This is a genomic window from Lutibacter profundi, from assembly GCF_001543325.1.
GTDB classification, from domain to species: domain Bacteria; phylum Bacteroidota; class Bacteroidia; order Flavobacteriales; family Flavobacteriaceae; genus Lutibacter; species Lutibacter profundi.
Map to the genome: position 1 here is coordinate 544,827 of NZ_CP013355.1, position 12,750 is coordinate 557,576.

Annotated in this window: 11 protein-coding genes; 2 read left to right on the plus strand and 9 right to left on the minus strand. The window is 31.0% G+C overall.

What is annotated here, in order from left to right; all coding sequences use genetic code 11:
• The first annotated feature begins 133 nt into the window (after window positions 1-133).
• Complete coding sequence (locus Lupro_RS02440) at window positions 134-1,342, plus strand: RsmB/NOP family class I SAM-dependent RNA methyltransferase (protein ID WP_068205952.1); 1,209 nt, start codon at window positions 134-136, stop codon at window positions 1,340-1,342.
• Window positions 1,343-1,416: 74 nt separating this feature from the next.
• The gene (locus Lupro_RS02445) at window positions 1,417-4,242 is read left to right on the plus strand and encodes an endonuclease (protein ID WP_068205955.1); all 2,826 of its coding nucleotides are present in this window, start codon (window positions 1,417-1,419) and stop codon (window positions 4,240-4,242) included.
• 130 nt (window positions 4,243-4,372) lie between these two features.
• Here the strand turns inward: Lupro_RS02445 and Lupro_RS02450 are convergent, their stop codons facing one another.
• From Lupro_RS02450 to hisG, 9 genes are all read right to left on the minus strand, one after another.
• Window positions 4,373-5,059, minus strand: coding sequence for a DUF2461 domain-containing protein (locus tag Lupro_RS02450; protein WP_068205960.1), 687 nt, complete (start codon window positions 5,057-5,059; stop codon window positions 4,373-4,375).
• 44 nt (window positions 5,060-5,103) lie between these two features.
• The gene (gene hisIE / locus Lupro_RS02455) at window positions 5,104-5,700 is read right to left on the minus strand and encodes a bifunctional phosphoribosyl-AMP cyclohydrolase/phosphoribosyl-ATP diphosphatase HisIE (protein ID WP_068205962.1); all 597 of its coding nucleotides are present in this window, start codon (window positions 5,698-5,700) and stop codon (window positions 5,104-5,106) included.
• Window positions 5,701-5,758: 58 nt separating this feature from the next.
• Window positions 5,759-6,514 (minus strand): imidazole glycerol phosphate synthase subunit HisF, encoded by a 756-nt coding sequence (hisF, locus tag Lupro_RS02460; RefSeq protein ID WP_068205964.1) that lies wholly within the window; start codon window positions 6,512-6,514, stop codon window positions 5,759-5,761.
• A 91-nt stretch (window positions 6,515-6,605) separates the two neighbouring features.
• A complete protein-coding gene (gene hisA, locus Lupro_RS02465) occupies window positions 6,606-7,352 on the minus strand; it encodes a 1-(5-phosphoribosyl)-5-[(5-phosphoribosylamino)methylideneamino]imidazole-4-carboxamide isomerase (RefSeq protein ID WP_068205966.1) in 747 nt (248 codons plus the stop codon).
• Between the two features lie 104 nt (window positions 7,353-7,456).
• Window positions 7,457-8,038, minus strand: a complete 582-nt coding sequence (gene hisH / locus Lupro_RS02470; RefSeq protein ID WP_068205968.1) for an imidazole glycerol phosphate synthase subunit HisH — start codon at window positions 8,036-8,038, stop codon at window positions 7,457-7,459.
• A gap of 67 nt (window positions 8,039-8,105) precedes the next feature.
• The gene (gene hisB / locus Lupro_RS02475) at window positions 8,106-9,242 is read right to left on the minus strand and encodes a bifunctional histidinol-phosphatase/imidazoleglycerol-phosphate dehydratase HisB (protein WP_068205969.1); all 1,137 of its coding nucleotides are present in this window, start codon (window positions 9,240-9,242) and stop codon (window positions 8,106-8,108) included.
• Between the two features lies 1 nt (window position 9,243).
• Window positions 9,244-10,293, minus strand: a complete 1,050-nt coding sequence (gene hisC / locus Lupro_RS02480) for a histidinol-phosphate transaminase (RefSeq protein ID WP_068205973.1) — start codon at window positions 10,291-10,293, stop codon at window positions 9,244-9,246.
• A gap of 114 nt (window positions 10,294-10,407) precedes the next feature.
• On the minus strand, window positions 10,408-11,691 hold the full coding sequence (gene hisD / locus Lupro_RS02485) for a histidinol dehydrogenase (protein WP_068205975.1): 1,284 nt from the start codon (window positions 11,689-11,691) through the stop codon (window positions 10,408-10,410).
• 18 nt (window positions 11,692-11,709) lie between these two features.
• A complete protein-coding gene (gene hisG / locus Lupro_RS02490) occupies window positions 11,710-12,567 on the minus strand; it encodes an ATP phosphoribosyltransferase (protein ID WP_068205978.1) in 858 nt (285 codons plus the stop codon).
• Between the last annotated feature and the right edge of the window lie 183 nt (window positions 12,568-12,750).

Consider the following 12,750-nt stretch of genomic DNA (forward strand, 5'->3'; position numbering starts at 1 on the left):
ACTTCTCCTAATAATGGTTTATCACTATAATTTCGTTTATCTCAATATCGTTTCTTCAATTCTGAAAATCAACAAATTATTAACCCATTTTTAAGTAACTAATTTCGTATATTTGCAAACTTAATTTTTTCACATGAGATTACATAGAAACTTAGTATATACAGTTATTGATTCAATAAAACTTATTTTTAATGAAGGTGAATATGCCGATAAAGTTGTTCAAAAAGCACTAAAAAGAGATGCTCGTTGGGGAGCTAGAGACCGAAAATTTGTTGCAGAAACTATTTATGAAATGGTGCGTTGGAAACGGTTATATAATGAAATTGCATCTACAAAATATCATTATTCTACCGAAAATATTTGGAAAAATTTTGCGGTTTTTGCAGTTTTAAAAGGTTATAAATTACCCGATTGGAATCAATTACAGGGTGTACCTACCAGAAGGATTAAAGGAAAATTTGATGAACTTCAAAAAGTGAGAGTTTTTAAAGAATCTATTCCTGACTGGATGGATGAAATAGGTGTGACTGAATTAGGTGAAAAACAGTGGAGTAAAGAAATTAGTGCCTTAAATAAGCAAGCTGAAGTTATTTTACGCACCAATACGCTTAGAACAATAAAAAAATCTCTTCAGAAAAAATTAGCAGAAGAAGGTATTGCTACCGAATTTATCCCTGGATATCCCGATGCATTACGATTGGTAGAACGCGCAAATGTTTTTAGAACAAAATGCTTTAAAGATGGACTGTTTGAAGTACAGGATGCCTCTTCTCAACTAGTTGCCGCATATTTAGATGTAAAACCCGGAATGCGTGTAATTGACACCTGTGCGGGCGCTGGAGGGAAAACATTACACTTAGCAGCTCTTATGGAAAATAAAGGGCAAATTATTGCAACTGATATTTATGAAAGTAAATTAAAAAAATTAAAAATAAGAACTCGTAGAGCTGGCGCACATAATATTACCACAAAAGTAATTGAATCTTCTAAAGTGATGAAGAAAATGAAAGGCACTGCCGACAGAGTTTTAATTGATGCTCCTTGTAGTGGAATTGGCGTATTACGAAGAAACCCAGACAGTAAATGGAAATTACAGCCTGAATTTGTTGAAAATATTATCAAAACACAAGCTGAAATTTTAGAAAGCTATGCGAAGTTAGTTAAAATTGACGGAAAATTAGTGTATGCAACATGTTCTATTTTACCTTCGGAAAATGAAAATCAAGTGAAAAAGTTTCTAAAAAATAATACAAATTTTAAACTTTTAAAAGATCATAAGGTTTCTCCTTTCAAATCTGGTTACGATGGTTTTTATATGGCTTTGCTTGAACGTATAAACTAGTTAACATTAAATTAAACTTACTTTTTTTAATAATTAAATATATATATTTAAGTTTGCCTCCCAAATATTTTTTTATGAAGAAACTAATACTTTTATTTTATCTGATATCATTCTCAATATACAGTCAAATACCTGCGGGTTATTATGATACTGCTACAGGAAGTGGTTATACCTTAAAAACACAACTTTACAATATTATTAAAGGACATATAGATAATGGTTATACTCCCGGATTATGGGATACCTATCAAACATCTGATAGAGATATCTATTATGAAAATGATGGTACAATTATGGATATCTATTCTGAAAACCCTACAGGTGTTGATCCATATAATTTCACTTACTCCACCGATCAATGTGGATCGTATGCCAATGAAGGCGATTGTTATAATCGCGAACATATTATACCTCAATCTGTTTTTAATCAACTATCACCTATGCGAAATGATGCTCATTTTGTAATTCCTACAGATGGAAAAGTAAATAGTATACGATCAAATTATCCACATGGAGTGGTTGGTACTGCAACCACCACTACCCAAAATGGATCAAAACTTGGAGATGCACTAAACTCTGGATATTCTGCAGGATATTCAGGAACTGTATTTGAACCTATAGATGAATTCAAAGGCGATGTTGCAAGACTTTATTTTTATTTTGCCACTCGTTATGAAAATGTTCTCACAACTTGGGGTGTTTCTTATGCTATGTTTAATGGTACAACAGATCAAGTATTTGCTGAGCCTTTTTTAACAATACTTATGACATGGCATACCAATGATCCTGTAAGTAATCTAGAAATAGATAGAAACGATGCAATTTATGCGCGTCAAAATAATAGAAACCCATTTATTGATCATCCGGAATATGTAAATCAAATTTGGAACCCAACTCCAGATACACAAGCACCAACTGCACCAACAAATTTAATTGCATCAAATATTACAAATACAACTGCAGATTTAAATTGGACTGCTTCAACAGATGATGTTGGTGTTACTAGTTATGAAATTTTTAAAGATGGCGTGTTTTTAGCTTCTACAACAACCAATTCATACAATGTAACTGGTTTAACACAAAATACTAGCTATAATTTTACAGTATATGCTAAAGATGCTGCAGGTAATACTTCAACAGTAAGTAATACGGAAACCTTTACAACTACCAATATTATTGATGTAGATCCTCCAACGGTTCCTACAAACCTTATTGTTAGTAACGAAACTAGTTCTACTTTAGATTTATCTTGGACTGCCTCTACTGATAATGTAGGTGTTACAGGGTATGACATTTATGTTGATGGTGTTTTTAATGGAACAACAAGCACTACTGCATTCACAATTACAGGTCTTTCACCTACAACAACATATAGCTTAACCGTTTTAGCTAAAGATGGGGCATCTAATGCTTCAGCTCAAAGTACACCTGTAAATGGAACAACTATTGCACTCTCTAGTAATTGTGCTTCTGAAACATTTACAAATATTGGAGCTAATAATTCTACATATACAACTGTTAATTGGACTGGTGATGATGGTGGCTCTTGGTCTTCAACAGATTCTAGAACCGACCAAACACTTACGGGAAAAGCAATTACTATAAGAAATGGTATATTAACAGCTCCAACAACTGCAAATGGTATTGGAGATTTAACCGTTACAACCCAGTTGGTGTTTTCTGGTTCTTCGGGATCTTTTAATTTGAAAGTTAATGGCGCAATTGTAGGTTCTATACCTTATAGTTCAGCGTTACAAACTACAACTATTACAGGAATCAATGTCTCTGGAAATGTTACTATCGTGTTTGATGGTAATAGCGGAACTTCAAATAGAGTAATATTTGATGATTTATCTTGGACATGCTTTGCAGGAACACCTGATACAGAAGCTCCTTCAGCAATAGTAGATTTAAGTAGTAGTAACACCACAAGTACAACAACAGATTTAGCTTGGAGTGCTTCAACTGACAATGTTGGAGTAACCTCGTATGAAGTTTTTAAAGATGGTGTGTTTTTAGCCTCTACAGCAACTAATTCATACAATGTAACTGGTTTAACAGCAAGCACTTCATATAATTTTACAGTATATGCTAAAGATGCTGCAGGTAATACTTCAACAGTAAGTAATACAGTAGCCGTAACAACTACAGCTGCCACTACTGGTAGTACTGAATTATTTATTTCTGAATATATTGAAGGTAGTGGTAACAATAAAGCCATAGAAATTGCGAACATTACTGGAAGCTCTGTTGATTTATCTAATTATTCTATAAAAAAACAAGTTAATGGTGCTGGAAGCTGGGTAAATGAATTAATATTAAATGGTATTTTAAACACCAATAATGTGTATGTTGTTGGAAATGGAGGCTCAGCTACTGGAATAACAGATGTATCTGATTTAATTATAACAGGTGCACCAATTGATTTTAACGGAAACGATCCAGTTGGATTATTTAAAAATGGTGTTTTAATTGACGTTGTTGGGAATTTTAATGGTGGCTCAGCTAATTTTGCTAAAGATGTTACTAAAAGAAGAATAAATACCATAACTTCTCCAAATACAACGTATACACCTAGTGAGTGGAATGATTTTGCTGTTGATACCTTTAGTGACTTAGGTCTTTATAATGTTACACTATCTATTTTAGAGTTTAAACCCAACCTATTTAGTGTATATCCAAATCCTGCAACAGCTTCTAAGATAACTATTTTAGTTGAAGATAATACTGAAGTTAGTGCGATTCAATTTTATAATTTACTTGGTCAACAAATTATTAATATTCAACAACCAAAAATTATACAAAATAGAATTGAGGTACAAAATTTACCTGTTGGAATGTATATTGTTAAAATAATTAATGAAAAATCTTATTCTACCAAAAGAATAATCGTAAAATAACTAAAGACAAAGAGGCTGTCTAAAAAGTGTCATTCTGAATGTAAATGAAGAATCTTCTTGAAATTAAACACTTGTATATCAATATGTTGAGATTTTTCACTTTGTTCAAAATGACAAGTATAATTGCTTTTCAGATAGCCTCTTTATCTATTGTAGAAACACCATTTAAATCGGTGGTTAAAATTTCGCTCATATAATTAAAAAAAGGTCGCATTGCTATAAAATAATTATTCACTTTTTCTAAAAAATCAGCTGATAATACTTCTTCATCAGTAAATTTATGTGTTACTATAAATTGCTTCATTTTAATTAAATCCATATCTGGATGTTCTTTATCAAAACCTCGTGGAGCTGTTTTTAATGCATTTCCTTTTAATTCGCCAAAATGAGTTACAAAAGTTGTATCCTCAATAATTTCTCTAATTTCTGTGGCATCCATTTCAAATTCTTTCCGAATGCGAAACAAATCCTCTTTATTTGGAGCCCAAAACCCACCAGCCAAAAAAGATTCTCTCGGACTTATTTGTAAATAGTAACCTCCTCGTAATCGGCTAGTTGCTCGCACAAAATGACCTCCAAAATGAGTTTTATAGGGAGTTTTATCTTTTGAAAAACGCACATCTCTATAAATTCTAAATACTTTTAATTTTTCTATTGCATCATGAGTATTTAGCTTTTCGTTTAAAGCAGCATAAAATACGTTTACCTTATCTTGTTCAGCTATAAACACTGCTTTATGTTTATTAAACCAATCTCTGTTATTATTTTTCTTTAACTTATATAAAAATTCTAAAGTTTTTTTGTTTATTAAGTTCATTTTTAAGTTATTTAAAACTTCCCATTTATAAAAAATATTTTCTACTAATGTCTTCCTTCTAAAACATCCACAACATCTTTCAATGCAAACCCTTTTGCTTGTAATAAAATTAAATAGTGAAATAGTAAATCAGCCCCTTCATTTAAAAATAAATCATCATTATTATCCTTAGCTTCAATTACAATTTCTACTGCTTCTTCTCCAACTTTTTGAGCTATTTTATTAATCCCTTTTTTAAACAATGAAGCTACATAGCTTTTTTCTGAATCGGCAGCTTCTCTCCTACTTTGAATCACCTTTTCTAACTCAGATAAAAAACCGAAAGATTGATTGTTGGTTTCACCCCAACACGTATCAGTTCCCTTATGGCAAGTTGGACCAACAGGATTTACTTCAATTAACAAGGTATCATTATCGCAATCATTTTTTATGGAAACTACATTTAAAAAGTGACCACTTTCTTCACCTTTAGTCCACAATCTATTTTTAGTTCGGCTAAAAAAAGTTACTTTATTTGAATCAACAGTTTTTGTATATGCTTCTTCATTCATATACCCTAACATTAATACATTTTTTGTTAAAGCATCTTGTATAATTGCAGGCACTAAGCCATTTCCATTTTTATTAAAATCTATGTTCATCATTTAATTTTATTAATTTTTTATTTAAAGCTCATTTTGATAAGCTCAGTGTGACATTTTATAATCTAACAGGTATGTTATTTTTTTGCAACTCTTTCTTTAAATCTATAATTTCAATTTCTTTAAAATGAAAAACACTTGCTGCCAATGCTGCATCTGCATTTCCTTTGATAAACGTATCTGTAAAATGTTGCATGTTTCCAGCTCCTCCAGAAGCAATGATAGGGATATTTACCAACTCACTTAAATGTGCCAACTCTTCATTTGCAAATCCGTTTTTAGTACCATCGTGATCCATTGAAGTAAATAAAATTTCTCCTGCACCACGTTGCTCAACTTCTTTAGCCCAATCAAATAATTTAATTTTTGTTGGCTCTTTTCCTCCTACCAAATGCACTATCCATTCATTATTAATTTGTTTGGCATCAATGGCTACAACAATACACTGACTTCCAAATTTAGCGGCTAAATCATTTATAAGTTGCGGATTTTTAACTGCGGAAGAGTTTATAGAAACCTTATCGGCTCCTGAATTCAACAATACTTCTACATCTTCAACTGATGAAATTCCACCACCAACTGTAAATGGAATATTTATTGTTGAAGCAACGTCCATTACTAATTTAATCAATGTTTTTCTCTTCTGCTCCGTTGCTGTAATATCTAAAAACACCAATTCATCGGCTCCATTATTCGCGTAAATTTCAGCCAATTCAACAGGATCTCCTGCATCACGTAAATCAACAAAATTCACACCTTTAACAGTTCTCCCATTTTTAATATCTAAGCACGGTATTATTCTTTTTGTTAACATTCTATGTTTAATTTCGTCATTGCGAATGATAATGAAGCAATCTCTTTCTTTCAAACAGATTACCACGTCGTTTCACTCCTCGCAATGACAATTAATTATTCAATATATAATTTTCAATTTCTTTCATACTAATTTTATGCTCGTAAATGGCTTTTCCAATAATAGTTCCTTCACATCCCATTGCGGCCAATTTTGGCAATTCATCAAATGTTGAAATTCCTCCCGAAGCTATTAATTTTATATTCTCGACTTCGCTCGATGTGACATTAATTTCATTTAAAATTTTTTGATACAATTCAAATGAAGGCCCTTGCAACATGCCATCTTTAGAAATATCTGTACAAATTACATACCTAATTCCTTCTTTTACATAGTTTTGAATAAAAGGAATTAATTCCTCATCAGATTCTTCTAACCACCCACCCACAGCCACCTTTTCGTTGTTTGCATCTGCACCCAATATAATTTTATCGGTACCAAATTTTTGCAACCAACTTTTAAATACAGCTGGTTTTTTAACTGCAATACTACCTCCCGTAATTTGATTTGCACCCGATTCAAAAGCAATTCGTAAATCTTCATCAGATTTTAATCCACCGCCAAAATCAATGCTTAAATTTGTTTTGGCTGCAATGGTTTCTAACACTTTATAATTTACAATATGACTTGCTTTTGCGCCATCTAAATCAACCAAATGCAAATAGTTAACTCCGTGATTTTCAAACATTTTAGCTACTTCTAACGGATTTTCATTATAAATTATTTTTGTGCTATAATCTCCTTTTGAAAGGCGTACACATTTGCCGTTTATAATATCTATTGCGGGTATTATTCTCATTTTTATTGTTTATTTATTCGTCATGCTGAACTAGTTTCAGCATCTCATGATTATTGTACCTTTTAGTTTGTGACCCTGAAACAAGTTCAGGGTGACGTTTATTTTTATAACGCTAAAAAATTCTTTAATATTTGTTCCCCAGCCTTGCTACTTTTTTCTGGATGAAATTGAGTTCCATAAAAATTATCTTTTTGCAATGCAGAAGCATATTTTATTCCATAATCTGTAATTGCAATGGCTTCATTATTTAATGGAACATAAAAACTATGTACCAAATACATATACTCTTTTTCCTTAATTCCTTTAAATAAATCCGATTTTAAATTTTCAATTTGATTCCATCCTATTTGAGGAACTTTAACGCTATTGTTAAACTTCACAACGTCACAATCAAAAATACCTAAGCCTTGTGTATTGCCCTCTTCACAATAATTACACATTAACTGCATTCCTAAACAAATTCCTAAAACAGGTTGTTTCAACGTTGGTATTAACCTATCTAAACCGCTTATTTTTAGCTTTTTCATAGCGCTACTTGCCTCTCCAACACCAGGGAAAATAACTTTATCTGCCGTTTTTATGGCTACTGCATCATCCGATAAAATTGCTTCATAACCCAAACGCTGAATGGCAAATTTTATAGATTGGATATTTCCTGCTCCGTAGTTTATAATTACTATTTTCATTCTATAGTATTGTGTATTAAGTATTGAATAAAAAATTAAAATCTAATATTTCAATTCTCACATCTTTTTATAGCATTCCTTTTGTACTTGGTAAAATCATTTTTTCTGAATCTCTTTTTACAGCGGCTTTTATAGCTTTTGAAAATGCTTTAAAAATGGCTTCAATTTTATGATGTTCGTTAGTTCCCTCAGCTTTTATATTTAAATTACATTTGGCACCATCGGTAAACGATTTAAACAAGTGGTAGAACATTTCAGTTGGCATTTCACCAATTTTTTCACGTTTAAAATCTGCATCCCAAACCAACCAATTTCTACCTCCAAAATCAATAGCAACTTGTGCCAAACAATCATCCATTGGTAAACAAAAACCATAACGTTCAATGCCCAGTTTACTTCCCAAAGCTTTAGCATAAACTTCACCCAAGGCAATCATAGTATCCTCTATTGTATGATGTTCATCAACTTCTAAATCTCCTTTTACTTGTAGGGTTACGTCCATATTTCCGTGACGTGCAATTTGATCGAGCATATGATCAAAAAAAGCAATTCCTGTTGAAATATCACTTTTCCCTGTTCCATCTAAATTTAGTTTAATATAAATTTTAGTTTCGTTGGTATTACGAGTTAGTTCAGCAGTACGATTTTTCAGTTTTAAAAATTCGTAAATTTGTTGCCAATTGTTGCTTTCCAGAGCAATAACATCATTTAATTCGTCTCTTTTTACCGTGATTTCGCTAGTTCCTAAATTGGTATTATCATTGATAAAGATTCCTTTTGAACCTAAATTTTTAGCCAATTCAACATCTGTTAATCGATCTCCAATTACATAAGAGTTTTCTAAATCATAATCTTCAGAAAAATATTTCGTTAGTAATCCTGTTCCCGGTTTACGTGTATTTGCATTTTCATGTGGAAAAGTTCTATCTAAAAAAACTTCATTAAATACAACGCCTTCATTTTCAAATGATTTCATTATAAAATTGTGAACAGGCCAAAAAGTATCTTCAGGAAAAATTGCTGTACCTAAACCATCTTGATTGGTAATCATCACCAATTCAAAATCTAACTCTTTTGCTATTTTTCCTAAATATGTAAATACTTTAGGGTAAAATATCATTTTATCAAATGCGTCAATTTGTTCATCAACAGTTTCTTTAATTAGTGTGCCATCTCTATCTATAAATAATACTTTTTTCTTCATTTTATAACTCTTTTAATGCATTTATCAATTTTATATTTTCACTTTTTGTTCCAACGGTTAAACGCAAGGTGTTTTTACACAAAGGCTGTGTTGTTCTATTACGAATTACAATTCCTTTTTCAATTAATTGACCATACCTTTTAGTGGCATCATCTACTTTAACCAACACAAAATTTGCATCTGTTGGATATACTTTTTCAATAAAAGAAATCAATTTTAATTTAGCTATCAACTTATCTCGTTGTTCTAAAATTTTTTCAATTTCATTTCTAACTTTATTTTTTGTTAAAATTCGCTTTAAAGCTCTTTGTTGCGTTAATTCATTTACGTTATAAGGAGGTTTAATTTTATTTAACACCGCAATAATTTCTTCGGAAGCATAACAAATTCCCAATCGTATTCCTGCCATACCATAGGCTTTTGACAAGGTTTGTGTAATAATTAAATTCGGAAATTCACTTAAACGTTCTAACCAACTTTTTTGGGAAGAAAAATCGATATAAGCTTCATCAATCACCACCAATCCGTTAAAAGATTTTAATAGTTTTTCAACACTTTCATTAGAAAATGAATTTCCTGTAGGGTTGTTAGGTGAACATAAAAATAACAGTTTAGAATTGGCGTTAGCAACTTTTAAAATTTCATCAACATTAGGTTCAAAATTAGTAGTTAATAAAACCTCATTATCTTCAATATTATTAATGTTTGCCAACACTTTATACATTCCATACGTTGGCGGTAGTGTAATAATAGTATCTTGTTTTGGTTCACAAAATGCTCTAAAAATTAAGTCCAATACTTCATCACTTCCATTTCCTAATAAAATTTGATTTATAGGAACTCCTTTTAAATCAGACAACTTATTTTTAACTCTTGTTTGTTGCGGATCAGGATAACGATTTACACCATTTTCAAACGGATTTTCATTTGCATCTAAAAATACCATTTCATTATCAAAATCCTTAAATTCATCTCTTGCAGATGCATATGGTTTTAGTGATTTGATGTTTTCACGAACTAAATTGGTGATGTTAAATATATTTGCTTCCATTTATTACATTCTATACTTAATTTAAAGTCTCATTTAAAATTATTTCTCATTTACTGTGGCAATCTCAATCTTTAAAACCCATTATCACGTCACTATTATTCCTTATAATAACATTTACTTCAAACTATTTAAGCGTAAAGTTACTGCATTTTTATGCGCATCTAAGCCTTCAGCTTCCGCCATTAGTTCAATTGTATTTCCAATATTTTGAATTCCTTTTTTTGAAATTTTTTGAAATGTAATAGCTTTTAAAAACGAATCTAAATTTACTCCTGAGTAGGCTTTTGAATAGCCATTTGTTGGCAACGTATGGTTTGTTCCTGAAGCGTAATCTCCTGCGCTTTCTGGCGTGTAATTTCCAATAAATACAGAACCTGCATTTTGAACTCCATCTATATAAAAATCGTTATCATTTGTACAAATTATAAAGTGTTCAGGGCCGTATTCATTAATTAATTCTAAAGCAGTTTCTTTAGTTTCAAGATATATTAATTTTGAATTTTCGATTGCTTTTTCAGCAATCTTCTTTCTAGACAAATTCAGAATTTGCTTCTCAATTTCATTTTCTATTGCTTCTAATTTAGTTTTAGATGTTGATACTAAAATTACCTGACTATCAATACCATGCTCTGCCTGACTTAACAAATCGGAAGCCACAAAACTTGCATTTGCTGTTTCATCTGCAACCACTAACAATTCACTTGGCCCAGCAGGCATATCAATAGCAACTCCGTATTTTGTTGCCAATTGTTTGGCTGCTGTTACATATTGATTTCCTGGTCCAAAAATTTTATAAACCTGTGGGATGGTTTCCGTTCCAAAAGTTAAACTTGCAATTGCTTGTATGCCTCCTACTTTTAATATTTTAGTGATTCCACATAAATTTGCTGCATATAAAATAGCGGGATTTATTTTTCCTTTTTTAGTAGGTGGTGTAGCTAAAATAATTTCTTTACAACCTGCAATTTTAGCTGGAACAGCTAACATTAACACTGATGAGAATAAAGGAGCTGTTCCGCCAGGAATGTATAAACCCACTTTTTGAATAGGCCTTTTTTCTTGCCAACAAACAACACCTTCAACAGTTTCTACAACTACTTTTGAAGTTTTTTGAGCAATATGAAATTTTTCTATATGTTGCTTCGCAATTTTAATTGCTTCTTTTAAATCATCTGAAATCATATTTTCAGCTGCTGTAATTTCTTCTTTAGAAACAAAAAAATTAGTTAATTCTACGCCATCAAAAATAGAAGAATATCGCAATACACCATCATCTCCATTTCTTTTGATATCACTAAATATAGAAATAACCGTCTCTTCAATAGATTCAAAAGATTGTGTAGGTCTCTTCAATATTTCAGACCACTCTTTTTTTTCTGGTTTTATTATTTTTTTCATGTTCAAGTATTAACAAATTTACAATACCATTTTTTCAATTGGAATTACTAATAAACCTTCTGCACCTTGTGCTTTTAATTCATCTAAAACTTCCCAAAATGAATTTTTTTCAATTACCGTATGAATAGAGCTCCAACCTTCTTCAGCTAAAGGTAAAACAGTTGGACTACGCATTCCTGGTAATAATTTAATAATTGCTTCAATTTTATTATTTGGAGCATTCATTAAAATATATTTTGATTTCCGTGCTCTTAATACAGCTTGAATTCTAAACTGAAGTTTATCAAGATTTTTTTGATTTTCACTAGAAATTTTTGGAGATACTGCTAAAACCGCCTCACTTTTCAGCATTACTTCAACTTCCTTTAAGTTGTTTTTAAATAAGGTACTCCCGCTTGAAACAATATCGCAAATAGCATCAGCCAACCCAATATTTGGTGCAATTTCAACGGAACCATTAATTAAGTGAATATCAGGCGTTACATTGTATTTTTTGAAGTAATTTAATACTGTATTTGGGTATGAAGTGGCTATTCTCATTCCATCTAAATCCTCAATACTATTGTAAGTGTTTTCTTTTGGTATTGCAATAGAAACTCTGCATTTTGAAAATCCTAACTTTTCAGCAATGCCAATATCTGTTCCTTTTTCAATTAATACATTTTCACCAATAATAGCAATATCTACTACTCCATCTCTTAAATATTGAGGAATATCGCCATTTCTTAAATATAAAACTTCTAATGGAAAATTACTTGCTATTGCCTTTAATTGATCTTTACCATTATCAATTGAAATTCCACAATCTTTAAGTAATTTCAAAGAATCTTCATTTAATCTACCTGATTTTTGAACTGCGATTTTAATTTTTTTCATTTGTTTATTATATGTGTTAAAGAAAATCAAGTAGTGTTCAACAAAAAACCCGCTTGATTTACTCAAACGGGTTTAAAATATATTTTTAATTTATTCAATACATTTTTAGCTCACTTGAGTGTAAGTATAAAAATGATGATGATGTGATTGAATAAAATTCATTAATCTAGTTTTGTTGTGCAA

Excerpts from the sequence above, each read along its gene's own strand:
- hisF (WP_068205964.1), bottom strand. The coding sequence starts at position 6,514 with ATGTTAACAAAAAGAATAATACCGTGCTTAGATATTAAAAATGGGAGA.
- hisA (WP_068205966.1), bottom strand. The coding sequence starts at position 7,352 with ATGAGAATAATACCCGCAATAGATATTATAAACGGCAAATGTGTACGC.
- hisD (WP_068205975.1), bottom strand. The coding sequence starts at position 11,691 with ATGAAAAAAATAATAAAACCAGAAAAAAAAGAGTGGTCTGAAATATTG.
- hisIE (WP_068205962.1), bottom strand. The coding sequence starts at position 5,700 with ATGAACATAGATTTTAATAAAAATGGAAATGGCTTAGTGCCTGCAATT.
- Lupro_RS02440 (WP_068205952.1), top strand. The coding sequence starts at position 134 with ATGAGATTACATAGAAACTTAGTATATACAGTTATTGATTCAATAAAA.
- Lupro_RS02445 (WP_068205955.1), top strand. The coding sequence starts at position 1,417 with ATGAAGAAACTAATACTTTTATTTTATCTGATATCATTCTCAATATAC.
- hisB (WP_068205969.1), bottom strand. The coding sequence starts at position 9,242 with ATGAAGAAAAAAGTATTATTTATAGATAGAGATGGCACACTAATTAAA.
- Lupro_RS02450 (WP_068205960.1), bottom strand. The coding sequence starts at position 5,059 with ATGAACTTAATAAACAAAAAAACTTTAGAATTTTTATATAAGTTAAAG.
- hisG (WP_068205978.1), bottom strand. The coding sequence starts at position 12,567 with ATGAAAAAAATTAAAATCGCAGTTCAAAAATCAGGTAGATTAAATGAA.
- hisC (WP_068205973.1), bottom strand. The coding sequence starts at position 10,293 with ATGGAAGCAAATATATTTAACATCACCAATTTAGTTCGTGAAAACATC.
- hisH (WP_068205968.1), bottom strand. The coding sequence starts at position 8,038 with ATGAAAATAGTAATTATAAACTACGGAGCAGGAAATATCCAATCTATA.